A 22,409-nucleotide genomic window follows, 5' to 3' on the forward strand; every position below is an offset into this window, starting at 1 on the left:
GGATCAGAAGTTGATCATGTGGCCCGCGAGGCCGTGGAACGCTTCCTGCAAGGCTTCGCTCAACGTCGGGTGGGTGTGGACGTTGCGGGTCAGCTCATTGACGGTCAGGTCCCACTTCTGGGCCAGGGTCAGCTCCGGCAGCAGCTCGGAGACATCCGGACCGATGAGGTGGCCGCCGAGCAGTTCGCCGTACTTGGCGTCGGCTACCAGCTTGACGAAACCGGTCGGATCGCCGAGGCCGTGCGCCTTGCCGTTGGCGGTGAACGGGAAGGTGGCGACCTTCACGTCGTAGCCCTCGTCGCGGGCCTGCTGCTCGGTGAGGCCGAAGCTGGCGACCTGCGGCTGGCAGAAGGTGGCGCGCGGCATCATCCGGTAGTCGCCGAGGGGGACCGTCGGCGCTCCGGCGATGGTCTCCGCGGCGACGACGCCCTGAGCCTCCGCTACGTGGGCGAGCTGCAGCTTCGCGGTCACGTCACCGATCGCGTAGATGTGCGGCACATTGGTGCGCATGTTGTCGTCGATGACGATGGCGCCACGTTCGAGCGCGACACCGGTGTTCTCCAGGCCGTAGCCCTCGACTCGCGGCGCGAAGCCGACGGCCTGCAGCACCTTGTCGACGGTGACCGTCTCCAGGTTGCCGGTCTTGTTGTCCTTGATGGACACGGTGACCTTGGAGCCGTCGTCGTCGATCGACTGCACGGCCGCACCGGTGGTGATGGTGATGCCGAGCTTCTTGTACTGCTTGGTGATCTCCTTGGAGACGTCGGCGTCCTCGTTCGGCAGCGCACGGTCCAGGAACTCCACGATGCGCACGTCGACGCCGTAGTTCTTCAGGACGTAGCCGAACTCCATGCCGATCGCGCCGGCGCCGACGATCAGGATCGAGCCGGGCAGGTCGCGGGTGAGGATCTGCTCCTCGTAGGTCACCACATTCGCGCTGAGCGAGGTGCCCGGCAGCAGCTTGGTGACGGTGCCCGCGGCGATGATGACATTGCTGAAGGTGATCGTCTCGGTGCCGCCGCTGGACAGGGCGACCGAGAGGGTGTTCGCGTCGGTGAAGGTGCCCTTACCGTCGAACTCGTCGATCTTGTTCTTCTTCATCAGGAAGTGGACGCCCTTGACCCGGCCGTCGGCGACCTTACGGCTGCGGTCGAACGCGACGCCGAAGTCGAAGCTCACATCGCCGGAGATGCCGAAGGTCTTGGCTTCCTTGGTGAAGATATGCGCGAGTTCCGCGTTGCGCAGCAGCGCTTTGGAAGGGATGCAGCCCACGTTGAGGCAGACACCACCCCAATACTTCTGCTCGACGATGGCGGTACGGAGGCCAAGTTGTGCCGCACGGATGGCGGCGACATAACCGCCAGGACCGGCACCGAGAACGACAACGTCGTAATGGGAAGTCACGTCGTCGAGCCTAACTCTGTCGGGCGAACTTCACCCACCCTCCCCCGGCAACTATGAGACGCGCGCCACATGGCACCGCGGCTTTCGTGCGACCGGGCAGCTGCGCGGGGCTGCGATACCTCGGCTGGCGGCTGCGGCACACGGCAGCGGTGAACTAAACCCCCTCGGGCCGCCAGCAGCAGCGATAGCCATCAGCTCTTGAAATGGAAATGCATCCATCGGTGTGCGCACCACGGTCAGGTGAACATTATTTACACGACAGCAGCCGTAGCCGATTCGGCTCGGCCGACGATAATCGGTCCGGTGGTGACCTCCGATGACGTGCGACGGATCGCGTTGAGCCTGCCGCGAACGACCGAGGCGCTGGTGCGAGATCGGGCGAAGTTCCGGGTGGGCCGCATCGTGTACCTGGCGCTGTCCACGGACGAGACCCGCATGGGTTTCGCCTTTCCCAAGCAAGAGCGGGCGGCACTGGTCGCGGGTGAGCCCGACAAGTTCCTGATGCCGCTGCCGCGCGACGAGCGATACAACTGGGTCCGGGTGCGGCTCGATGCCATCGACGAGACGGAGTTGACGGAACTGGTCATCGAGGCATGGCGCATGGTCGTCCCCAAGCGCGTCGCCGCCGCGCACCTCGGTGGCTGAAGCACCGCGCTAGTTACGCCAGACCTGCTGTGCGATCCGGGCGAAGTTGCCACCGAATACCGCCGCCCGGTCCCCGGCACTGAAACCACGACCGGCAAGCTCGGCATCCAGTCCGGGTAGCTCGTTGAGCCCGAGCAGATCCTCCGGCGGCACCCATTGCAGCGGTCCCCACTTCGTATACGCGTCGGAAAACGCCCCGGGATCCTGGGTGAGCATTTCATTGAAATCCTCGGCATCGAAGGAGTAGTCCGACCCGATGCCGAGATGTTCGATTCCAACCAGTTCCGCACCGTATTCGATATGCGCGGCCATTGCCGCGACCCGCTCGGCTCGGCCATCGATCGCGTTCTGCCCCAGGAAGATGCCCACGCCATTGATACCGATAACTCCGCCGGTCCGCGCACAGGCCAGCGCCTGCTCATCGGTGATATTGCGCGGATGCGCCCACAGTGCGGCGAAATTGGAATGGCTGTAGATCATCGGAACTTCGGTGCATTCGGCCAAGTCGAGTCCGGTGCGCCGGGAGCAGTGCGAACCGTCGACGAATATGCCGACCTCGTTCTGTTTGCGCACCAGATCTCGGCCGTAGGCGGTGAGTCCGGTGTCGTCGGTATCCAGACAACCGCAACCAGCCGCATTGGCGTGGTTATAGGTCGGCAGCATTGAACGAACGCCCAGTTCGTAGAAGATCTCGAGGTTATCCGGATCGCCGCCCAGCGGCCCCGAATCCTCCAGGTCGAAGGCCAGCGAAATGGTATCGGCGGCACCGATATCGGCGAACCGCTCGATCAGCCGGAAACGGCCATTATCCAGCGCATCCCGGCGGAACTTGTGCAGCAGCGCCAGCGAATCCTCGGTCGACTGGCGTGAATATCCGACGTTCACCGATAAATACGACCCGAGCGGATAGCGCGCCAGATCCGCGATCCGCGCGGAATGCAGTAATGGCAGGCAGCAGTGCTGCTCCCAGAGAAACTGTGGCAAACCGGCCACCTTCCGCCTCGGTTCGATATCGGAGCAGCGATCCTACTGAGCCGACCGGCACGTATGTCAGACCTTGACTCGATGTCGAGCAACCGGTAACAGCGCGCCCGAATTGCCCGATTCACCGAGTGATATCTCACCTTTGAAGCCTCTCGGCAACAATGTGGACATGACGGGCGTTGAGCAAACTGTGACCGATCCCTACCTGTGGCTGGAAGAAGTAACCGATGAGCGGGCCCTCGACTTCGCCCGCGCGCACAACGAGGTGGTTGTCGAGCGTTTCGCCAGCTCCGATCGGTTCACCGAGCTCGAGCGCCGCATCCTGGACATGCTCGATACCGATACCAAGATCGCCTACCCGGGTCGGCGCGGCCGCTGGCTCTACAACTTCTGGCGCGATGCCGAACATCCCCGCGGGTTGTGGCGGCGCACCACCTTCGCCGAATATGCCAAGGAAGCGCCGGACTGGGATGTGCTGATCGACCTGGACGCGCTCGGCACCGCGGAGGGCGAGAACTGGGTGTGGGGCGGCGCCGCGGTGCTGCGGCCGGAGCAGTCGCGTGCGCTCATCAGCCTGTCCCGCGGCGGCGCGGATGCCAAGGTCGTGCGCGAATTCGATATCGAGACAAGAGAATTCATCGATCTGGCCGACGGCGGTTACTTCCTGCCCGAGGCGAAATCCGAGCTCCGCTGGATCGATATCGACTCGGTGTACGTCGGCACCGATTTCGGACCGGGTTCGCTCACCGATTCCGGCTATCCGCGTATCGCCAAGCGCTGGCGGCGCGGCACCCCGCTCGCCGCGGCTGAAACGGTATTCGAGGGCGAGGCAGGCGATGTCGCGGTATCGGCCGGGTACGACCGGACTCCCGGCTATGAACGGCATTTCGTCGGCCGCGCCACCGACTTCTTCAACGAAGAGGTGTACCTGCTCGAAAGCGACGGCAGTCTGCGGCATCTCGATGTACCGACCGACGCAAGCGAATCCTGGTACAAGGATTGGTTCCTGGTGCGATTGAAGTCGCCGTGGGAGATCGGCGACAAGACCTACCCGGCCGGTGCGCTACTGGCCCTCGACTTCGAGAAATTCCTTTCCGGTGCACGGGAATTCGAGGTGATCTTCACCCCCGACGAGCACACCTCGCTGCACGGATACGGCTGGACCGAAAACCATCTGCTGCTGATCACCCTCGAGGACGTGCAGACCAAGCTCTATGTCCTCACGCCCGGTCCGGACGGCTGGCACAAGGAGCCGCTCGCCGATACCCCGCCGATGGCGACCACCAGCGTGATGAATCTGGACCCGCTCGAGGGCGGCGACGAATTCATGCTGACCACAAGCGGATTCACCACTCCGGCCACCCTGCTCGCCAGCGCGGTCGGCGGCCGTACCGAACAACTCAAACAGGAACCCGGCTTCTTCGACGCCGAGGGCATCGAAACCGAGCAATTCTTCGCGCGCTCCGACGACGGAACCATGGTGCCCTACTTCGTAATCCGCCACCGCGACCACAAGGACACCCCCGGTCCGACAGTGATGTCCGGCTACGGCGGCTTCGAGGTATCCCGAACCCCGGCCTATAGCGGCGCCTCCGGAATGGGCTGGCTGGAACGCGGCGGCACCTGGGTGATGACAAATATCCGCGGTGGCGGCGAATACGGCCCGCAATGGCACACCTCGGTGCAGAAGGCCAACCGGCACAAGGTCTATGAGGACTTCTCCTCGATCGCCAAGGATCTGGTGGCCCGCGGCATCACCACACATGAACAACTGGGCGCGGTCGGCGGTAGCAATGGCGGCCTGCTCATGGGCGTCATGCTGACCCGCTATCCGGAACTGTTCGGCGCCATCGTCTGCCAAGTCCCGTTGCTCGATATGCAGCGATATCACCTGCTGCTGGCGGGTGCGTCCTGGGTGGCCGAATACGGCGATCCGGATAAGCCGGAAGAGTGGGCGTACATCAGCAAGTACTCGCCCTATCAGAACGTCCGCGCCGACGCGCCCTACCCGCCGATCCTGCTGACCACCTCCACCCGCGACGACCGAGTCCACCCTGGCCACGCCCGCAAGATGGCCGCGCTGCTCGAGGAGCAGGGGCACACCGTCTGGTACCACGAGAACATCGAAGGCGGCCACGGCGGCGCGGCCGACAACAAGCAATCGGCATTCCAGGCCGGACTCATCTACGAATTCTTCACGCAGATTTTGATGGAGCGGTAATCACGTACAACCGGGCCCGGTGCATCCTGCACCGGGCCGAGTTCTTGCGGCGGTATGTCTACGCCGTAGACTTGGTCTACGTTGTAGACAAGGAGCTGTAGTGGCCGAACCCGTGGTACGAATCGTCGAAACCGCTGGCGCGCGACTGCATACCGAAGCAGCCGGAACCGGGCCGGACCTGATCCTCATTTCCGGAGGCGGCGGTGATGCCGGAATGTACGAAGCTGTCGTGCCGCTGCTGGCCGACATCTTCCGCGTGATCACCTTCGACCGGCGCGGCAATTCGCGCAGCCCGCTCACCGAGCCACACGCCGCAATCAATGTCGCGACGCAGGCCGCGGATGTCATCGCGATCCTCGACGCCTACGCGATCGAGCGCGCCCACATCTTCGGCAGCAGCGGTGCCGCGATCATCACGCTCGAACTGCTTGCCGCATCCGAAGATCGGCTCATCGATGCGATCGTGCACGAACCGCCGCTGGTCCAACTGCTGCCCGTCGAAAGCCCTGCGCGGCAGGAGATCGCCGACATCGGCGAACTCGCCGTTGCCAAGAGTCCGATGCGGGCGTTCGCGGCATTCGGCGTTCTGACCATGCCGAATGTGCCATGGATCCTCCGGTCGAGTCCGGGACAAACTCTGCTGGCCGGTGCAAGTCGCGTATCGCTCGCGATCGGAGCCGCACTCCGCCGGATCACCCGAACCCAGCCCTCGACCATGACCCGCCAACTGAACAATGCCGACCTGCTGCTGCGCCGCGAGCTTCCCGCCTTCTGCTTCGACTACCACCCGGACCTGGCCGCCCTGCGGAAGGTCGAGGTGCCGTGGCGGCTGACGACCGGACGCGAGAGTGTCGGCAAGCCGTACTACGTTGCCGCGCATGCGCTGGCCGACGAACTCGACCGGGACTGTGTGGAATTCCCTGGCGGACATGTGCCCTACCAGTTGCAGCCGGAGCAGTTCGTCGCCCGACTGGTGGCGCTGTTCGACGAGATGAGCGCATGAGCAAGCCGAAGCCGACCACCCGGATCGCATTGAATCGCGACTACATCGCCGCGACGGCGCTGACCGTCATCGATACGGCGGGGCTAGACGGCTTCACCATGCGGAAATTGGGTGCGGCACTCGGGGCGGACCCGATGGCGGCCTACCGGCACTTCGCCGATCAGCAGGACCTGTTCGACGGCATCGCCGAAGCAATGTTCGACGAACTCGAGATGGAAACCCTACCGTGGCAGGAAGATTGGCCGGAGCTGATGAGCGCCTACGCCCATCGCCTACGTTCCACACTGCGCCGACACCCGAATGCCGTGCCGATCTTCGCAACGCGACCGGTCCGCAGCGCCGCGGCAATCGAAACCGGAAACTGTATGCTCGAACGTCTACAAGGCGTCGGCTTCACCCCCGCGGCAGCCCTGCAATTCGCCCGATGCCTACGCGAATACGTAGTCGGCCATATCCTGAGCCACACCGTCGCCGCCGTAGCATCCCAGCGCAGCCGCAAACCCACCCCGAACGCCCCCGACTACAACACCCTCGCCGCAGCCGCCGACGCCACCGCCGACACCGACCACTTCGATATCGGCCTCACGGCGATGCTCGACGGCTTCAGCAACCATCTCGGCGAAATCTCCGATCACACTTAGCACCTTCCGAAGGTCGCAGCTGATGCAGCGCCTTTTCGCCAACCCATCCGCGGCTCTGACCTCGAGGTCGAAAAGGTCGTGCACCGCTGTTGTACGGTTGGCCGATGTTCGCGCTCGTGGTGAAGTTCGATCTGTTCGACGTCGATAAAGCGGCGGCGTTCGATGAACTGGTCGCGGAAACCGTTGGGCGCATCACCGAGAATGAACCCGGCACGCTGGTCTACGCGACTCACACGGTTGACGGTGAACCACTTTCGCGGATCTTCTACGAGGTCTACCGTGACCGAGCCGCATTCGAGGAGCACGAACGCCAGCCGCACACCCGCCGATTCTTGGACCAGCGTGGCGAATACGTCGAGTCTTTCCGTGTCGAGTTCCTGGCACCGGCGGTAGCGAAGGGTCTCCCCGCTGCGGGCTGATTACAGGCGATCGGTGATGCCATAGCGGTGAAATCCCTGCTGCTCTCCGCATTTTAGACGGCGAGAGCGCGCGCAGCCGCTTCGTCTAGTTGCCGAACCGCATTGAGGAAGAGGACGTTTACGGTGCTATTGGTGGACGGTGCCCCTTGGCCGGAATGGTTCCGTGGGTTGCGGCGCAGCGCGTTCCACCTCGAAGTCCGGGACTCGTACGCGGAGCCTGCCGAGAACAACCGTCTGCGAGCGTTCCTCAACGGGGAGCCACCACCAGATGAGCCGCCTGTCCCGTGGCATGGGCTCATGCGGGAAACCACGGACAGAGGCGTATCAGTAAGTCGGGTCCGCATCGTCACCGTGCCACATAGCGACTACCACCGTTGGCTACTGTCGATCACTGGCCGGAACATCGAGTCCGGGGAGAACATCCGTTATCTGCCCCGTCATCTCGCCGGAGAGGTCCCACCAGATGACTGGTGGTTGTTCGATGACGAACGTGTCGCTTTCAACCTGTCCGACGCCAACGGCAAACCGGCTGGCGCAGCGGTGACAAGCGATCCACGGATCGCGGAGTACTGCCGGCGCGTGCAAACGCGGCTGTGGGACCTGGCGACGCCGTACGCGGAGTATGTCACCACGTGACGGGTTCGATTCAGCGCTAATGCCTATGAATTGCCGTTGGTGGGAGCCAGGATGACCACCGGAATCTGCCAGGACACCTTCGCCTGGAAGTCGGCGAGGAACGGCGCGTCCACCAGCTTGCGTTCCCAAAGTTGTTGCCGTTCTTCACCTTCCGCGAAGGATGCGGTCACGGGCCAAGATTCGATTCCGACCTCGACGACGGCTTCGGGATCCGCCGTCAGATTGTGGTACCACCCCGGACGATTCGGCCGCCCACCGTTGGCGGCGTAGACCACTACCCGGTCACCGTCGCGCTGATATGCCAGCGGCCAGGTGCGGGGTTCGCCGGTGCGGGCACCGGTGGTGGTAAGCAGGAGCAGCGGTATGTTCGCGAACTGTCCGCCGACCTTTCCCGCATTGGCGCGGAATTCCGCGATGACATCCAGATGTAGTTGCCGCCGTTGCTCATTCGACACAAACACAGCCTAGGACGGGTTGGGGGATTGCGCTTCGTTGAAGGCGCGCGGTCGTCCGATCAGCGGTCCCGCAGCCACTTCTCCAGTTGATCGACCGTGCTGCTGTATTGACGGATCCAACCGTTGTGCCCCAACGGTTCCGGTTGCACCCAGGTGGTCACCTCGGCCTTGGGCATCTTGGCCAGCAGGTGGGCGGCCGAACTGCTGGGCGCGAGATCGTCGCCGGTCATGGTGATCGACAGCACCGGCAGCTTCAGTCTGGCGATCCGCTCCTCGTAGTCGATATCCGCATCGACCGGCGCGAAGCGGCCGGTGCGGGCCAGCCGCGCCCAGTCCGACATCAGCACCTTCGACTGGCGTCCGAAGCCGCCGAGCGAGATCCGGTCGCCGGGCCAGAAGCCGGTCAGATTGGCAGTCAGCGACATTGCCGCGGTGCCGACCAGCATGCCCGGACCCGAAATGCCCCGGAACCCGCGGTGATACGGGGTGCCGGAGGCGATCAGGATCAGCCCGCCCAAGCGGCCGCGGATCCGCGACGCGTACAGCACCGCGAGTTGGCCGCCCATGCTGTGACCGAGCAGATACGGGGTGCTGTCCGGGAATCGGTCGCGCACCACCGAGAAGATCGCCGGGAAGTCGACCGAGGCCAGTTCGTGGTAGCCGAACGTGCTCGCGGCGCTCGGACGCGGACGACTGTCACCCACGCCGCGCAGCTCACCGATCGCGACATCGAAGCCGCGCGCGGCCAGCGCCTGGGCGAACGGTTCGTAGTACCCGGCCGGAACACCGAGGCCGGGCACCATCACCACCACCGGACGCGGCGCATCCGGGCGCACTGGATGCCGATGCGCACCGGTCGCCGCGAACAGCCGCACCGGTACGGTGGTGCCGTCCGGCATCTGGATGGGAACGGTCTCCATACAGCGCACGCTAGCCGACGGCTGGCGGAACTACGCGCCGACCGCACCCATGATCACGCGGCTGAGCACTCGGATCACGTCGTCCAGTGGTGGTCGCGGGTCCGAACCGCTCCACGAATCCACCACGTAGTTGACCGCGCCGATTATGGCCAGCACCCGCATCTCGTAGTCGCCCGTTGGGATTTCGCCGTGCAAGGCGGCATCCTCCGCGGCGCTGGCTAGTAGCGAACCCCAGACGCGACGCAGCTCCAGCCGGAACTTCTCCACCTTCGGCCCGGCGCCGACGACCTCTACCAGCGCCACCCGCGCCTTGCGCGGATCGGAGCCGATGGATTCGACGTAAGCGCGCACCGCGGCAACGATGATCTCCAGCGCGGTCGCGTCGGATTTCTTCTCCAGGGCGGCGGTCACCGCTTCGCGCGATTCCTTATCGATCTGCTCGTAGAGCTCGAGTAGGAGGGATTCGCGGCCAGTGAACTCCTCATAGAACTGCCTCGAGGAGAGTCCCGCGTCCTTACAGATAGCGCCGACCGAACTATTGGCGTAGCCATCGCGCGCGAAGACCGTCAGGCCCGATTCCAGAAAACGCGCACGCCGCTGACGTTGCCGGTCCTCTACGGGTTGCCCGGCATACATTCGTCCCGTATTCGCATCCTGTGACATTGGGGCAGACAATACCGAAGGGCCCGATCCCCTCGTCATGGATCGGGCTGTTCGTCTCAACCTTCGGCGAAACAGGCGTTAGCCGAAAGTTGGCCGCGCGGTTGCTATTGCGCTTACGGGAGGCTGCTATCCGATCTAACTACCCCTACAAGGGTTGTCACTGATTGTTTGCCACATCGGAGGATGTCGAGAGGTTCGGCACGCCGAAAGTATTTTGAAGGACTTTTTTAGAATTATTCTTTCGACAGACCTTTCATCAACGCGGGCAGTTCCGCGACGGAATCGATGACGTGATCCGGTGTGGCCGAAGCCGTCGCCAGAACGGCGGGCCGGAATTTGCCGGTGCGCACCAGAACTCCGGTCATACCGACCCGTTGGGCAGCGAGTACATCGGAATGCAGATCGTCGCCGATCATCAGCACCTCGACCGGATCGAGGCCCATGAGGTCGGCACAGGTTCGGAATCCGGCCGCCGCGGGCTTGCCGACCACCGCGATCTCGGCATTGCCCGCCGCCTCCAGACCCGGCAGGTATGCGCCCGCATCGATGCGGAGCCCGGTATCGGTAGCCCAAGTCAGGCCGCCGTGCATCGCGACGACCGGTATACCGTCCAGCATCAGCTCCGCCACCCTGCTCAGCGCATCATGCGTGAATTCCGCACCGGCGCCGCCGATTACGATGACGTCCGGATTTTCGTCGTCGAGAGTCAGCTCGGCGAGGTCGGCCTCGATATCGCCATGATTGAGCACCCACACTGCCGCATTCGGGTAGCGGCGGCCCACGTATTCGCCGGTGAGCCGGGCGGCGGTGACGATCTCCGCGGTATCGACATCGAATCCGGCTGCCCGCAGCCGCTCGGCGATCTCGTCGCAGGTCCGGGAGGTGGTGTTAGTGAGAAACCTTCGGCGCAAACCACTTTCGCGCACGCGGCGCACGGCCTCGACCGCGCCGTCGATCTCGTGCCACGAGGTCACCAGCACACCGTCGATGTCGTAGAGCACACCGCGTATGTCGCCAGACATGGGTTCAGCCTACGACTGTCGAAGGGAGTCGTCCGCCGCATCTGTTCGATACGGCGCGTCAGCGGGCGAAACTGCGGGCGGCGCGCGCGAGCATCCATGGCACGAGCCGACGGTGAAATGGCCGCACAATGGCGAAATACCTTCGGCCCCAGCGATTTCGATACTTGACCAGAGACGTGATGGTGACCGTGCCGTCGTCGACGAGAACAGAGACGACAAAGTCGAGAACCGTCATCGCATCGGCGGTCACGTGCTCATGTTCGTCGCTTTCGCGATCGGGAAAAGGCTTGCCGAAGAATATCTTTCGGGTCCATTCCCGCGGATCGATAGGAGCGCCGGACGGCAGCACTATTACATGGGAATCAATGTAATCCCAATCGATTCCCGGCGAGCGCGCCAGGGTGGCTCGTTCGGGAATCTCATAAGTCGGCATTGCATTCCTCCGATATCCCATACGGGAGCGTATGGATTGACCATACGGTAGCGTATGGGAATGGCACAAGGGGATGCGAAGGCACGGCTCAGCGCCGACGATTGGGCACAGGCCGCACTGGACGCGCTGGCGGAGGGCGGTCTGGCGGCGGTGTCCGTCGAGCCCATCGCCAAGCGGCTCGGCACCACCAAGGGCAGCTTCTACTGGCATTTCAAGGACCGCGCGGCCCTCATCGATGCGGCGCTGGCGCGCTGGGAGCAGCGCAGCACCGACGATGTGATCGCCGAGATCGCCGTCGAGACAGACCCGGCCGAGCGGTTGCATCGACTCTTCGCCCAGGTCATCGATTACGCGGCCACCGGACGCATCGAATTGGCCCTACTAGCCTCGGCGGACCAGCCGCCGGTCGCCGCGACATTGCGCCGAGTCGCGGACCGACGCATCGAATACGTCGCGGAACTCCTGCGTGAACTCGGACTGACCACCGCGCAGGCGCGGACCAGAGCAGTTGTCGCCGTGAGCATTTACCACGGTTTCAACCAACTGGCCCGCGTCTCCCCCGACACCCTCCCGAGCACCGAAGCACAGCGAAGAGCGTTGGTGGACAGCGCATTCGAGAGTCTGCTACCGAAGCGGCGCTGAATCAGCTGCCGCCGCCGCAACCACCGCCGCCACCACAGCCGCCGCCCCCGCAGCCCGAGCCGCCGCCGCAGCTGGATCCACCGCCACAACTCGAGCCGCCGCCGCAACCACCGCCGCCTCCATCGCCACCACCACTGCCCGCGGCCCATCGATTTCGTCTGCGGCGGTTGCGGCGCCCCCGACTGCCACGGTTCGCGTAATGGATGATCGTGATCGTGCCGTACAGCGCCAGGACACCGATCACGACAAAGATTCCGTCCATTGCCCCCACCCCTGAGTGACGTTCGAGTCTTCACCCCAAGTGCACCCGCTACGGGACCGCCCGTAAAGCCAATACTTTTGGGGCGTTTGAACCGCTCAACGGACGCAGACAGCGGGCACCTCGGCTCACCGAGACCCGGTTTGAGTGAACGATTGCCCGGTCAGGATTGCGAGCCGTTGATGATCGCATCGAGCAGGCCTGGAAAACGCTCGTCCAGATCGTCGCGCCGCAGTTCGACGAGCCGGTTGCGGCCGGAAACGTAGGTGGTCGTGACACCCGCGTCGCGCAGCACCTTCCAGTGATGTGATGCGGTCGCGGCGGTGATTTCGACATCGAATTTGTCGATGGCGCAGCTGAGCGGCTCGCGGACCCCCGCGAGCGCACGAATCAGCTCCAGCCGGATCGGATCGGCGATGGCGCTGAGCACCCGGATCAGGTCCAGGTCGCCGGTGCTCGGCTGCGGTAGCTGACGCACGTTCATCCTCCGATCGTTTGACAACCATCGAATTATATCTCAGCATCATAAGATGCTTCGACAATCATCGAACAATCTGTATCGGTCCCTGATTCCGCTCGCCGTCGGCACCTTCGTGCTGGGTACCGACGGTTTCGTGCTCAATGGCATGCTCCCGCTCATCGCCCGCGATTTGGACGTTTCGGTGGCCACCGCGGGCCTGCTCACCACCATGTTCGCCTGGACCTACGCCATCGCCTCACCGGTCATCGCGGCCGCCACCGGATCCTGGGACCGGCGTTGGGTATTGGGCGGTGGTGCGGTTCTCTTCGTCCTCGGCATGATCGGACAGGCTGCGGCGCAGGACTTTTCGGTGATGGCCTGGGCGCGCATCATTGCCGCGATCGGCGCGGCGGCGTTCCAGGCCAATGCCTTCGCCGTGGCCGGGGTGGTCGCCGACGATGCGTACCGCGGCCGCGCACTATCGGTCGTCACCGCCGGAATCACGCTGTCCGCCGTCGCGGGCGTGCCGATCGGTATCTTCGTGGAGCGCTGGATCGGATGGCGCGGCGTGCTCTGGGCGATTGCCGTGGGCGGCGCCATCGCGGCCGCGCTCGTGGTGCTGCTGCCGCGGGTCACCTTGCCGAGCACCGGATTGCGCGATCGCGTCGGCGTGCTCGCCCGGCCCGCCGTACTGCGGGTTCTGCTGGTGACGACACTGCAGATGACCGCGGGCTATACGACCATCGTCTACCTGCCGGTCGTCATCGCACCATCGGTGCCGCAGGGGCAACTCGCCTGGCTGCTGCTGGTCATGGGTATCGGTCAGGTCATCGGCAACTCGCAGGCCGGCAGAGCTGTAGACCGCTTCGGCCCGGCCCGCACGCTGACCATCGGACTCGTCGGCAGCCTCATCGGCCTGCTCCTGCTCGGCCCGGCCACCCACGCCAACTGGGCGGTCTTCGCGGTACTCGGCCTGACCGGTCTCTTCGGATCCGCGATCCTCATCCCGCAACAGTTCCGACTCTTCGCCATTGCGCACGACGCGCCGACCGTCGCGCTCGGACTCAACGGCTCTGCCATCTACCTCGGCAGCGGCATCGGTTCGCTGCTGGGCGGCACGGTGCTGGATTCGTCGGGCGCGAGCTGGCTCCCGTGGACCTCGGCCGCGGTCGGCTTCCTCGCCCTCACACTCGGCGTCGCGACCTTGCGCCGACCGGCCCACACCGAAACGGCGGTAGTCGCCGCGGTGTGAAATCGCCTGTATCCCAATGGCTCCCGGGTCGATCCGGGAGCTATTTTTTCGGCGCGGATTCGGGGCGAATGGAGTCGAGCAGGTCGGCGCAGCGGGTGAGCAGTTCGCGCAGCGCGGCGTGTTCAGCCTCGGTGAATTCGTCGGCCAATGCGCGTTCCACGCGCACGGCACTCGCGTCCGCCTCTTGCGCGAGCGCCGCGCCCGCTTCGGTGAGGCGGGTCTCCAGGACGTTCTTGTGCCAGGCGTGCGGGGTGCGCTCGATGAGGCCGCGGTCCTGGAGATTGGTCAGGATCGTATTCATGGTCGGCGGGGTCACCCCGCACAGCCGGGCCAGCGCGGCGGCGTTGATACCCGGGTTTTCGATGAGGAACAGCAGGGCCCCGTACTGGGGAACGGTGAGGCCCGCCGGTTTGAGCGCCGCGCTCTTCGCCGAGTTGAGGGCCTGTTCGGCGCGCTTGAGATACGAGCCGAGGCGCTCGGAGGAGTGCATGGACGTCATATCCGCATGGTAACTGCCCGTCTGCTCATTAGAGCCTTGACGTTGATTAGAGTTCTAATATATGTTCGTGCACGTTCCAAGATGTGAACACATCTGGATGTTCGACTACCAGGAGCCACGAGCATGTTCCGCACCATCTCGTCCATGGCCATCGCCATTGCCTGCACCGCAGTCGCGGCATGCGGTACGGCGACGGAGGCCGTGAGCCAACCAGCCATCCACATCAGCACCGCCTACGAACTGCCCGGTGATCGCGTCTATCCGGAGGGCATCGCCGTCGATCCGCGCACCGGTGACACCTACGTCGGCTCATACGCCAACGGCGCCGTCTACCGCGCGACACCCGGTGCCACACGGGCCGAAATCTTCTTGCCCGAGGGGGCCGACGGCCGCAAGACCGCGAATGGACTGAAAGTCGATGCGGCGGGGCGACTGTGGGTTATCGACTCGACGGCCGGAGTCGCGGTGTACGACACCGGCAGCCGTGCGCTGATCGCCCGCTTCGATGTCACCGGCGCCGGACCGAGGCTGGTCAATGATCTGGCCATCACACCGGACGGCAGCGCATATCTGACCGACAGCCTGCGACCGGTCGTCTACCGGGTCACCCCGGAGCAGGTCATCGCGGCACACGGCGGAAAGGCCGATCTGACAGCACAATTCGACCTGAGCACCAGCATCAGCCCGCATACGCCGGACGCGTTTACCTTGAACGGCATCGCGTCCGACGATTCCGGTCGCTATCTGCTGATCGTTGACATGAACTCCGGTGAGCTGTATCGCGTTGCGACCGCGGCGAATTCGCCGGCCCCGATTAGCCGGGTGACCATGCACGGCGCCGATCTGAAACACGGTGACGGACTGGAATTGCACGGCAGCACGCTGTGGGCGGCCCAGAATGCCAGCAACGCCATTACCCGCTGGAAGATCACCGACGATGGCGCGACCGTCGAACTGGAACGCAAAATCGCCGACGAATCCCTGCGAATTCCCACCACATTGGTGCGCAGCAATGATCGGACGCTAGTGGTCTCTTCCCAATTCGATAAGGGCGGGCCGATGGGACCGGGCACCCCGACCATGCCGTTCGCCGTCCTGACGGTCGACGGATTCTGATCCCGTCGCGCGGCCGGTCCGTTCAGCGGACCGGCCATCGGCTTATTCACGGCATGACGACTTGATCTAAATCACAACGAAACGCGCGCACTCATCGCGGGTATGCCGTCGCGATGACGTAAGCTCGGCCGACTGACCGGGCACGAGGCTGGGGTGGCGACCTTCGGTCGAGTGTCATACGCTTCGCCGCGGAGGAAAACCGCCTCATGGAGGGACAATTGACCACTCCGAGCCATGGCGATGTCGGAACCGGCGGCCTACAAAAGGTTCCACTGTCGCAGCTGATCCACTTGATGGCCGAATATCAGAAGCTCGGCACGCACCGACAGACGTTTCTACCGGCGCCGGCGAGCGACAGCCTCGTGCGCGGCTACGGGATCGTCGCGGGCGGGTTCGCGGCGGTCGGAGTTATCTGTGTGACGGTCGGGGCATATCCCGGTGCGCTCGCGATCGGTCTGCTCGCCCTGGTGCCCGCGTCCCTGGCATTCTTCCGTGGGCGGCGCAATCGTCGGCACCGCACGGCTCGGCTGGATCTATTCGAATTCGGCATGACCGTGTATCGCTCGGGGGAGCAGGTGGCCGGATTCCGCTGGAACAGTGCCGAAGTGCGCCAACAGGTCATCCCTTTCCAGAATTCCGCCCACACCGAGTACTCACTGCGGATGTCGGGCCCCGACGGCGCCGAGGCCGCATTCGACGACACCCTGTTCGGCGAGGCGCGTGAATGGGGCAGGGCCATCCAATCGGCCGTCACCCTGGCCCAACTCCCCCGTGCCGTGGCCGCCATCGATGACGGTGCGACCGTCCATTTCGGCGAAATCGCCCTCGACCTGGCCGCACTCTATTTCCGCAGCCGGGCCTACGCCTGGGAACAGATCCAATTGATCGACGCCCGAAGCGGTTTGGTCCGCATGAAGGTAGACGGCAACTGGGTCTCGCTCACCCCCGTCGGCCAGATCCCCAACTTCTACATCTTCAACGAACTCGCCGAACGTTTACGCCTGGCCGCCGCAGCAGAATCGGCCGCGATCGAACCAGCGGATCCCGAACTGCCCGCCATCACACCGGCCGTCGAACCCGATCAACGCACGCTGGTAGTCGAACCCCACCCACCCACGCCGGTAATCGACTCCGATCCAATGGTCGGCAATGCTCCCGAGACATCCGCCGATCAACAAATCGAACCCCCAACCCAACGACCAACGGCACCCGCAAAGCAGCCGATGGCCCCATCGAAATAGCCCCCGCCCCAATACCTTCCACCGAATCGGTAGCTACAGTGCTTTGATCCGCTCGCGATCGCCATTCCGTTCAACGCTGTCGAATAGCAGCGGCGAAATCGAAATCCCCCTCCGATAACCACCCACACACAACCCGCAGGCAAACCCATAGCGCCCTTAGAACTTCCGCCAGACCAAGGCTGCCGTTCAGATAGACCGAAGGCCGGTCCACCATTGGTGGACCGGCCTTCGGGTCTAGAAGTGGTGCTGGGGGGCGGGACTCAGAAGTCCATGCCACCCATGCCACCGGTCGGGTCGCCAGCGGGAGCGGCGGCCTTCTCCGGCTTGTCGGCGACGACGGCCTCGGTGGTGAGGAACAGGGCCGCGATGGAGGCCGCGTTCTGCAGGGCCGAACGGGTGACCTTGACCGGGTCGGCGACACCTGCCGCCAACAGGTCCTGGTACTCGCCCGAGTCGGCGTTCAGGCCGTGGCCCGCCGGCAGGTTCGAGACCTTCTCGGCGACAACGCCGGGCTCGAGGCCCGCGTTGAAGGCGATCTGCTTCAGCGGAGCCGACAGCGCGACGCGCACGATGTTCGCACCGGTCGCCTCGTCACCGGTCAGCTTCAGGTCGTCCAGCGCCGGAGCCGACTGCAGCAGGGCCACGCCACCACCGGCGACGATGCCCTCCTCGACGGCGGCCTTGGCGTTGCGCACGGCATCCTCGATGCGGTGCTTGCGCTCCTTGAGCTCGACCTCGGTCGCGGCACCGGCCTTGATCACCGCGACACCGCCGGCCAGCTTGGCCAGACGCTCCTGCAGCTTCTCCCGGTCGTAGTCCGAGTCCGAGTTCTCGATCTCGGTGCGGATCTGCGCGACGCGGCCCTTGATGGCCTCCGCGTCACCCGCGCCCTCGACGATGGTGGTCTCGTCCTTGGTGATGACGACCTTGCGAGCCTGGCCGAGCAGCTCGATGCCGGCGGTCTCCAGGGACAGGCCGACCTCTTCGCTGATGACCTCGCCACCGGTCAGGATGGCGATATCGGCGAGCTGCGCCTTGCGACGGTCACCGAAGCCCGGCGCCTTGACGGCAACGGACTTGAAGGTGCCGCGGATCTTGTTCACGACCAGGGTCGACAGGGCCTCGCCCTCGACGTCCTCGGCGATGATCAGCAGCGGCTTACCGGCCTGGATGACCTTCTCCAGCAGCGGCAGCAGGTCCTTGACGGTGGAAACCTTGGAACCGACGAGCAGGATGTACGGATCCTCGAGGACCGCTTCCTGACGCTCCGGGTCGGTCACGAAGTAACCCGAGATGTAGCCCTTGTCGAAGCGCATACCCTCGGTGAGCTCCAGCTGGAGCCCGAAGGTGTTGCTCTCCTCGACGGTGATGACGCCTTCCTTGCCGACCTTGTCCATGGCCTCGGCGATGAGCTCACCGATGGACGAGTCGCCGGCCGAGATGCCCGCGGTAGCAGCGATCTGCTCCTTGGTGTCGATCTCCTTGGCCGAGGCGAGCAGGCGAGTCGTGACGGCCTCGACGGCCTTCTCGATGCCGCGCTTCAGGCCCAGCGGGTTGGCGCCGGCGGCGACGTTGCGCAGACCCTCACGTACGAGCGCCTGGGCGAGCACGGTGGCGGTGGTGGTGCCGTCGCCCGCGACGTCGTCGGTCTTCTTGGCGACTTCCTTGACCAGCTCGGCGCCGATCTTCTCGTACGGGTCCTCCAGCTCGATCTCCTTGGCGATGGAAACACCATCGTTGGTGATCGTGGGGGCGCCCCACTTCTTCTCCAGGACAACGTTGCGCCCCTTGGGGCCCAGCGTCACCTTGACCGCGTCGGCGAGGGCGTTCAGGCCCCGCTCGAGGCCGCGACGGGCCTCTTCGTCGTACGCAATTGTCTTGGCCATTGCGTTGAGATCCTCCACATGTATATGGCTGACACACAGGACGATCGCAGGTTGGATCGTCCCATTTACGCTGGCCAGGTTCGGTGCCCGCGACGGACGACCGAGGGTGTCGATGGAACCCGGTCTCACCGTCCCGACCTGGCACTCACACGTCGAGAGTGCCAAGCCCTTTTTAGCACTCAGGGGTGTCGAGTGCAAGGTCCGCCGCGCAGCTCAGCCCCGACTCAGGCCGAGCTGCGGTCGTCCACCCGGAGTATCAGTGCGACGAACGCATCGGCCCGGCGCTCCTCGGGCGTGCGTGGTTCACCCTCATCGACCGTTACGAGTTCGGCGTCGTTCAGCAGCAACTCCGCCTCCACCCGCATGATCGCCCGAATGAACGGTGGCGCGACATCGGGCGGCAGGTCGCCGTTGATGATGTAGCTGCCATCGGGCTGCGATTCGGTGGAGACATAGGTCAGCGCACGCTCGAGATCAGCGCGTCGTTCCCCCGCAACCAGGTCGGAATCCATCTCATCCGCCATTGCTATAGCTTACCGGTGCGGCGGAACAGCCCTTTCCCGACAGGCCGACCAGTCCGGAATCCGCCGCGCCGCCCCGGATCGCGCGACCGGCAAATGGCTGCTCGCCAATGACTATCCATGTGGCGCGGCGCATGATCGGCGCCGACCTTATGGTGTCCAGGTGAGTGAAAGTCCCGGCTGGAACGCTATCGACGCCGCGTTGGAACAGCTGTACCACGACACCGCACCCAGCCATTGGGGGACGGGGGTCCCCTGGTCGCTCGGCGGGCCCGATCCGCTGGACGGCATCAGCGCTTATCCGCGCACCGAACCGGTCCCACACTGGCACTACATCAGCTACGGCATGACCGAGCTGTACGAGAAGGAATGGGATAGCCCCGACGAATCGGGCTGGGGATTCGAATTCACCTTCCGGCTGCTGCGCACCCCGGCCGACGAGAAACCGCCGGTCTGGCCCGCGAACTTCCTGCAGAATCTGGCCCGGTATGTGTTCCAGTCCGGGAATTGGTTCGCACCCGGCCACACCATCAAGTCGAACGGTCCGATCGCCGCGGACCATCCGGATTCGGATATCCAGGCCGTGGCCTTCGCCGTCGACCCGGAGCTCGGCGCCATCGACACACCGCACGGGCGGGTGCAGTTCCTGCAGATCGTCGGCCTGACCATACCGGAGTACCGGGCCGCGCAGGGCGGTCACACCCAGGCCGTGCTCGACGTACTCGCGCCGCGGCTGCCGCTGTTGGTCACCGATATCGAACGCGGCCCGCTCATGGAGGAGCCGAAGACGAAGGCGAAATGGCCGCGCTGGGGCGGGGGTCTGCGCGGGCGGGCGTAAATTTCGAAGTGCAGGAAGATCAACGATCCCGAAAGGGGACGCCCGTGCCCGCACTGCCGTTCAACTCGCTCTATCGGCACGGGTTCGCACGGGTGGCGGTCGCGGTGCCGCGGATCCGGGTCGCCGATCCCGCGTTCAATGTCGAGCAGACACTCGAGCTCGCTCGGAAAGCGGCCGCCGACGGCGTCGTGCTGACGGTCTTTCCCGAACTCGGACTCGCCAGCTACACCGCCGACGATCTGTTCCACCAGGACGCGCTCGATGATGCGGTCGGCACGGCAATCGAGCAGATAGTCGCGGCGAGCAGGGAAATCGACACGGTGCTGTTGGTCGGTGCGCCGGTGCGGACCCAGGGTCGGCTGTTCAACTGCGCGATCGCGGTATGCCGCGGCAAGGTACTCGGGGCCGCGCCGAAGAGCTATCTGCCGAACTACCGCGAGTTCTACGAGAAGCGCCAATTCGCGGCGGCGCGTGAGACCTTGGACGATCACATCACGATCGCCGGTCAGCGAGTGCCGTTCGGTTCCGACCTGTTGTTCACCGCGACCAATCTCGACGGCTTCGTATTCCACCTGGAGATCTGCGAAGACGGCTGGGTTCCGTTGCCGCCCAGTGGGTATGCCGCACTGGCCGGTGCGACGGTGCTGGTCAATCTGTCGGCGAGCAATATCGTCATCGGCAAGGCCGACTACCGGCGCGCGTTGTGCACCTCACATTCCGCGCGTTATCTGGCCGCATATCTATATTCGGCTGCGGGACACGGCGAATCGACTACCGATATGGCCTGGGACGGACAGGCACTGGTATGCGAGAACGGCGACCTGCTCGCCGAGGGCGAGCGGTTTTCCGACCACCCCCAGTTGATCACCGCCGATCTCGATCTGCAGCGGCTGGCCGCGGATCGCATCCGCACCACCAGTTTCGCCGACAATGTGCACGATCACCGCGACCGTCTGCTACGGCTGCGGCGCATCGAAGTGGAGTTGCCTATTCCGACGAGCGTCATTGCCTTGCGCCGCGAAATCCAGCGGTTCCCTTACGTTCCCAGCGATCCGGTCGCCCGCAACGAACGCTGCGCCGAGGTGCATCACATCCAGGTCGAGGGTCTGAGCACCCGCTTGCGCGCGACCGGCAGTCAGCGGTTGGTCATCGGCGTCTCCGGCGGACTGGACTCCACCCAGGCACTGATCGTCGCGGCCAAAACCATGGACCGGCTCGGACTGCCGCGCACAAATGTACTGGCCTACACCATGCCCGGCTTCGCGACCAGCACCCGAACCCGCACCGACGCGCACGCACTGATGGACGCACTCGGCGTGACCGCGCAGGAGATCGATATCCGCCCATCCGCTAACCAGATGCTGCGCGACCTGAATCATCCTGCTGCCGAAGGTATCGCGCAGTACGACGTGACCTACGAGAACGTGCAGGCGGGCGAGCGCACCTCGCATCTGTTCCGACTCGCCAACCAGCACAACGCACTCGTGGTCGGCACCGGCGACCTCAGTGAACTCGCCTTGGGCTGGTGCACTTTCGGCGTCGGCGACCATATGGCGCACTACAGCGTGAACGCCTCGGTCCCCAAAACACTGATCAAATATCTGATCGCCTGGGCGGTCGATACCCATCAGTTCGGCGCCGAGGCAAGCCGCGTGCTGTCATCTATTCTGCAAACCGAGATCTCGCCGGAGCTGGTGCCCAGCCACGATTCCACTACCCCGGGCCAGAGCTCCGAGGCCACCGTCGGCCCCTATGAACTGCAGGACTTCCACCTCTACTACCTGCTGCGCTTCGGCTACCGCCCGAGCCGGGTCGCCTACCTGGCCCGACACGCTTGGTCCGAGCTCGAGCGCGGCAGCTGGCCGGACCTCATTCCGGCCGACCAGCGCAACACCTACGACCTGCCGACCATCAAACACTGGCTCGCCGAATTCCTGCGCCGCTTCATCCAGACCAGCCAGTTCAAACGCTCCACCCTGCCCAATGCCCCGAAAGTCGGTTCGGGCGGCTCACTTTCACCCCGCGGCGACTGGCGTGCGCCGAGCGATGCCTCCGCCGCCGCCTGGTTGGACGAACTCGCCCGCAACGTGCCGGAGCACTGAACCGCCGTCACGCCGCAACGGGCGCAGGGTATTCGAGCGGTATCCGTGAGGCGCGCCGCGCCGACGTCCCCCGCGATCGGATGGCCCGCCGCTGCCGCGCCCTGGCCGCGTGCGCGCATCGAATGCCGAGGACTATCCAGGCAATTC

The 22,409-nt window shown here is 64.7% G+C and carries 23 protein-coding genes; 12 read left to right on the forward strand and 11 right to left on the reverse strand.

Annotated elements, in window-relative coordinates; genetic code table 11:
* Positions 1-3 precede the first annotated feature (3 nt).
* Positions 4-1,404 carry a dihydrolipoyl dehydrogenase gene (gene lpdA, locus AB0J47_RS30255; protein WP_364353577.1) on the reverse strand — a complete coding sequence of 467 codons (1,401 nt, stop codon included), beginning with the start codon at positions 1,402-1,404 and terminating at the stop codon, positions 4-6.
* A gap of 303 nt (positions 1,405-1,707) precedes the next feature.
* Between lpdA and AB0J47_RS30260 the strand changes: the two genes are divergently transcribed.
* Positions 1,708-2,049, forward strand: coding sequence for an MmcQ/YjbR family DNA-binding protein (locus AB0J47_RS30260; protein ID WP_364353849.1), 342 nt, complete (start codon positions 1,708-1,710; stop codon positions 2,047-2,049).
* Positions 2,050-2,058: 9 nt separating this feature from the next.
* Here AB0J47_RS30260 and AB0J47_RS30265 read toward each other — a convergent pair whose 3' ends face one another.
* Positions 2,059-3,033 carry a membrane dipeptidase gene (locus AB0J47_RS30265; protein WP_364353580.1) on the reverse strand — a complete coding sequence of 325 codons (975 nt, stop codon included), beginning with the start codon at positions 3,031-3,033 and terminating at the stop codon, positions 2,059-2,061.
* Positions 3,034-3,202: 169 nt separating this feature from the next.
* On the opposite strand from AB0J47_RS30265, the gene AB0J47_RS30270 reads away from it, so the two are divergent.
* The 5 genes from AB0J47_RS30270 (at position 3,203) to AB0J47_RS30290 (ending at position 7,953) form a co-directional block, all read left to right on the forward strand.
* Complete coding sequence (locus tag AB0J47_RS30270) at positions 3,203-5,254, forward strand: prolyl oligopeptidase family serine peptidase (RefSeq protein WP_364353583.1); 2,052 nt, start codon at positions 3,203-3,205, stop codon at positions 5,252-5,254.
* A gap of 100 nt (positions 5,255-5,354) precedes the next feature.
* Positions 5,355-6,257: an alpha/beta hydrolase gene (locus tag AB0J47_RS30275; RefSeq protein ID WP_364353586.1), complete on the forward strand. Its 903-nt coding sequence runs from the start codon at positions 5,355-5,357 to the stop codon at positions 6,255-6,257.
* Positions 6,254-6,898 (forward strand): TetR/AcrR family transcriptional regulator C-terminal domain-containing protein, encoded by a 645-nt coding sequence (locus tag AB0J47_RS30280; RefSeq protein WP_364353589.1) that lies wholly within the window; start codon positions 6,254-6,256, stop codon positions 6,896-6,898. Before AB0J47_RS30275 ends, AB0J47_RS30280 begins: the two co-directional genes overlap by 4 nt.
* A 104-nt stretch (positions 6,899-7,002) precedes the next feature.
* On the forward strand, positions 7,003-7,317 hold the full coding sequence (locus tag AB0J47_RS30285; RefSeq protein ID WP_364353592.1) for an antibiotic biosynthesis monooxygenase: 315 nt from the start codon (positions 7,003-7,005) through the stop codon (positions 7,315-7,317).
* A 132-nt stretch (positions 7,318-7,449) separates the two neighbouring features.
* Positions 7,450-7,953 (forward strand): DUF6879 family protein, encoded by a 504-nt coding sequence (locus AB0J47_RS30290; protein WP_364353595.1) that lies wholly within the window; start codon positions 7,450-7,452, stop codon positions 7,951-7,953.
* 23 nt (positions 7,954-7,976) lie between these two features.
* Here AB0J47_RS30290 and AB0J47_RS30295 read toward each other — a convergent pair whose 3' ends face one another.
* The 5 genes from AB0J47_RS30295 to AB0J47_RS30315 all read right to left on the reverse strand — a co-directional run bounded on the left by AB0J47_RS30295 (position 7,977) and on the right by AB0J47_RS30315 (position 11,362).
* The gene (locus tag AB0J47_RS30295) at positions 7,977-8,408 is read right to left on the reverse strand and encodes a nitroreductase family deazaflavin-dependent oxidoreductase (RefSeq protein WP_364353598.1); all 432 of its coding nucleotides are present in this window, start codon (positions 8,406-8,408) and stop codon (positions 7,977-7,979) included.
* Positions 8,409-8,467: 59 nt separating this feature from the next.
* On the reverse strand, positions 8,468-9,328 hold the full coding sequence (locus AB0J47_RS30300; RefSeq protein ID WP_364353601.1) for an alpha/beta fold hydrolase: 861 nt from the start codon (positions 9,326-9,328) through the stop codon (positions 8,468-8,470).
* Between the two features lie 30 nt (positions 9,329-9,358).
* Positions 9,359-9,991, reverse strand: a complete 633-nt coding sequence (locus AB0J47_RS30305; protein WP_364353604.1) for a TetR/AcrR family transcriptional regulator — start codon at positions 9,989-9,991, stop codon at positions 9,359-9,361.
* 233 nt (positions 9,992-10,224) lie between these two features.
* Positions 10,225-11,013 carry an HAD-IIA family hydrolase gene (locus AB0J47_RS30310; protein WP_364353607.1) on the reverse strand — a complete coding sequence of 263 codons (789 nt, stop codon included), beginning with the start codon at positions 11,011-11,013 and terminating at the stop codon, positions 10,225-10,227.
* 58 nt (positions 11,014-11,071) lie between these two features.
* Positions 11,072-11,362 (reverse strand): DUF2867 domain-containing protein, encoded by a 291-nt coding sequence (locus tag AB0J47_RS30315; protein WP_364353610.1) that lies wholly within the window; start codon positions 11,360-11,362, stop codon positions 11,072-11,074.
* A gap of 144 nt (positions 11,363-11,506) precedes the next feature.
* Between AB0J47_RS30315 and AB0J47_RS30320 the strand changes: the two genes are divergently transcribed.
* Complete coding sequence (locus AB0J47_RS30320) at positions 11,507-12,088, forward strand: TetR/AcrR family transcriptional regulator (RefSeq protein ID WP_364353613.1); 582 nt, start codon at positions 11,507-11,509, stop codon at positions 12,086-12,088.
* Positions 12,089-12,510: 422 nt separating this feature from the next.
* Here AB0J47_RS30320 and AB0J47_RS30325 read toward each other — a convergent pair whose 3' ends face one another.
* Complete coding sequence (locus tag AB0J47_RS30325; protein ID WP_062983430.1) at positions 12,511-12,831, reverse strand: helix-turn-helix domain-containing protein; 321 nt, start codon at positions 12,829-12,831, stop codon at positions 12,511-12,513.
* A 46-nt stretch (positions 12,832-12,877) separates the two neighbouring features.
* On the opposite strand from AB0J47_RS30325, the gene AB0J47_RS30330 reads away from it, so the two are divergent.
* Complete coding sequence (locus tag AB0J47_RS30330) at positions 12,878-14,059, forward strand: MFS transporter (protein ID WP_364353617.1); 1,182 nt, start codon at positions 12,878-12,880, stop codon at positions 14,057-14,059.
* 40 nt (positions 14,060-14,099) lie between these two features.
* On the opposite strand, the gene AB0J47_RS30335 is transcribed toward AB0J47_RS30330, so the two are convergent.
* Positions 14,100-14,558 (reverse strand): MarR family transcriptional regulator, encoded by a 459-nt coding sequence (locus AB0J47_RS30335; RefSeq protein WP_364353620.1) that lies wholly within the window; start codon positions 14,556-14,558, stop codon positions 14,100-14,102.
* Positions 14,559-14,681: 123 nt separating this feature from the next.
* On the opposite strand from AB0J47_RS30335, the gene AB0J47_RS30340 reads away from it, so the two are divergent.
* Both AB0J47_RS30340 and AB0J47_RS30345 read left to right on the forward strand, forming a co-directional pair.
* On the forward strand, positions 14,682-15,674 hold the full coding sequence (locus tag AB0J47_RS30340) for a superoxide dismutase (protein ID WP_364353623.1): 993 nt from the start codon (positions 14,682-14,684) through the stop codon (positions 15,672-15,674).
* A gap of 218 nt (positions 15,675-15,892) precedes the next feature.
* Positions 15,893-16,915 carry a DUF6585 family protein gene (locus tag AB0J47_RS30345; protein ID WP_364353626.1) on the forward strand — a complete coding sequence of 341 codons (1,023 nt, stop codon included), beginning with the start codon at positions 15,893-15,895 and terminating at the stop codon, positions 16,913-16,915.
* Between the two features lie 260 nt (positions 16,916-17,175).
* Here the strand turns inward: AB0J47_RS30345 and groL are convergent, their stop codons facing one another.
* Together groL and AB0J47_RS30355 are read right to left on the reverse strand one after the other, a co-directional pair.
* Entirely contained in the window at positions 17,176-18,801 is a 1,626-nt protein-coding gene (groL, locus tag AB0J47_RS30350) for a chaperonin GroEL (protein ID WP_364353629.1), read from the reverse strand.
* Positions 18,802-19,025: 224 nt separating this feature from the next.
* Positions 19,026-19,325 (reverse strand): hypothetical protein, encoded by a 300-nt coding sequence (locus tag AB0J47_RS30355; RefSeq protein ID WP_364353632.1) that lies wholly within the window; start codon positions 19,323-19,325, stop codon positions 19,026-19,028.
* A gap of 160 nt (positions 19,326-19,485) precedes the next feature.
* Here AB0J47_RS30355 and AB0J47_RS30360 point away from each other — a divergent pair, with 160 nt between their 5' ends.
* Together AB0J47_RS30360 and AB0J47_RS30365 are read left to right on the forward strand one after the other, a co-directional pair.
* Positions 19,486-20,160 carry a suppressor of fused domain protein gene (locus AB0J47_RS30360; protein ID WP_364353635.1) on the forward strand — a complete coding sequence of 225 codons (675 nt, stop codon included), beginning with the start codon at positions 19,486-19,488 and terminating at the stop codon, positions 20,158-20,160.
* Positions 20,161-20,204: 44 nt separating this feature from the next.
* The gene (locus AB0J47_RS30365; protein WP_364353638.1) at positions 20,205-22,262 is read left to right on the forward strand and encodes an NAD(+) synthase; all 2,058 of its coding nucleotides are present in this window, start codon (positions 20,205-20,207) and stop codon (positions 22,260-22,262) included.
* The last annotated feature ends 147 nt before the right edge of the window (positions 22,263-22,409 follow it).

It is taken from the genome of Nocardia sp. NPDC049737 (assembly GCF_040674755.1).
Lineage (GTDB): Bacteria > Actinomycetota > Actinomycetes > Mycobacteriales > Mycobacteriaceae > Nocardia.